This window comes from Aerococcus sp. L_32 (assembly GCF_050689315.1).
In genome coordinates this window covers 1-1,825 of sequence record NZ_JBOEQF010000386.1, presented here as the reverse complement: position 1 = coordinate 1,825, position 1,825 = coordinate 1, and the positions used below count along the sequence as shown (strand labels likewise).

Annotated in this window: 1 protein-coding gene; it reads right to left on the bottom strand. The window is 42.0% G+C overall.

Annotation, left to right across the window (positions count from 1 at the left end):
• Positions 1–138 precede the first annotated feature (138 nt).
• A partial coding sequence (locus ACRCJ0_RS13200) for an SNF2-related protein (protein ID WP_431390714.1) occupies positions 139–1,825 on the bottom strand: 1,687 nt, incomplete at its 5' end.

Here is a 1,825-nt window from a genome sequence, read left to right as displayed (position 1 = left end):
AAATACTAGCACCACGCGATTCCATCCATAAGGTGTGAAATATGTGTCATTTGACACTAGAATATATTACCATAATCCAACACCCTTTTCAAGCCATGATTTTAAAAAGGGCGAAACAGTCATGGCTGATATTTATACTTATAAGGCTTGGCTCACACCAAGGATAAATTTCAAGTCGTCCAAGCTTAGATTTTGACTGCCCGCTTGGTCGCCGCCATCAAATAATTGTTCGAATAGGTATCGCTTCTCTTCTTGAAGTTCAGCAATACGTTGCTCAATCGTCCCTTCAGTAATAAAGCGAACCACTTCAACATCTTTTTTCTGACCAATCCGGTGGGCACGGCCAATAGCTTGTTCTTCAACCGCTGGGTTCCACCATAAATCATATAAGAAGATGGTATCTGCACCAGTCAAGTTGATCCCTACCCCACCAGCACGTAATGAAATCAAGAAGACTGATTTATCGCCGGTATTAAATTCGTCTACTTGTTCTTGACGGACTTTTTTATTGGTTTGACCAGTCATCATGTAGTAGTCAATACCCTCTTCAGCAAGGTACTCAGACATCACATCTAACATGCTCGTAAATTGAGAGAATACCAATACTTTACGGCCTGATTCGATGGCACGTTTCAACATGACCTTGAAGTATTCGAATTTACCAGATTGACCAGTGTAGTCATTTTTCACTAAACGAGGATGGCAACAAATTTGACGCAATCGTGTAATCCCCGCCAATAATTCCATATGCATATGTCCTGCGTCCGACGAATCGTTGTTTAACTGGTCTTGAATTTTCTTCAGGTAGGCCAGGTAAATATTCTTTTGTTCAGGGTCCAGCATACTAAATCTATCCGTAACAGTTTTCGTCGGTAATTGTAAGGCCACATCGTTCTTAGTACGACGTAGGACGAATGGACTGGCAATACGAGCTACTTCCCCTACTGACAGTTTTTGGAATTCGTGCTTATTCGGCAATAACCCAGGCACGATAATCTGCATCAAAGCCCAGAATTCATTCAAGTTATTCTCCATCGGTGTACCCGATAAACCAATCCGCATAGCCGCTACTTGTTTCTTTACTGATCTATATAGAATCGTGTTGTCATTTTTGATAGCTTGGGCTTCATCTAAGACTAAAATGTCCAAATTCACTTTCTGGTAGGCTTCTTGGTCATTTCGGTATGACTGGTATGACGTCAACCAAACATCAATGGTATCGTCGTGGCGAATCGCTTCCCGTTCGTCAATCGTCCCATCTACCACAGCCACATTTAAGGAAGGTGTAAACCGTTTAAACTCATGGGCCCAGTTATATAGAACAGATGCTGGCGCCAAGACCAATGACTTTTCATGTGGGTTGTTTTCGATATAGTCAAGCACAAAGGAAATCGTTTGAACAGTTTTCCCTAGCCCCATCTCATCCGCTAATAAGCCACCCAATTGGTATTTAGCCAGTCCTCTAAACCATTTCACTGACGTTTCTTGGTAGTCAGATAAGGTCGCTTTCAGGTTAGCTGACGGCGTGTAGTCTTTTTCTTTAGCCCGTACAATATCATCGTAGAATTCTTCAAATACCTCATTTCCGTCCACCAATGTTTGGAATCGTAAGGTTTGGAAAATAGGGACCACGTCACCGTTCTGCCAGTCGTTATTGGCGGCAGAAATTTGTTGAAGCATACGCTTCTGTTCGTCATCCATGGTATTTTGCACGTCTATAATCCGACCATCGCGCAAACGAATATAGGCTTCGTTTTCCATAATGGCATTTAAAATACGATCAACTTCAACAGGCTCAACGTCGGATAATTCAAAATCAACAGAT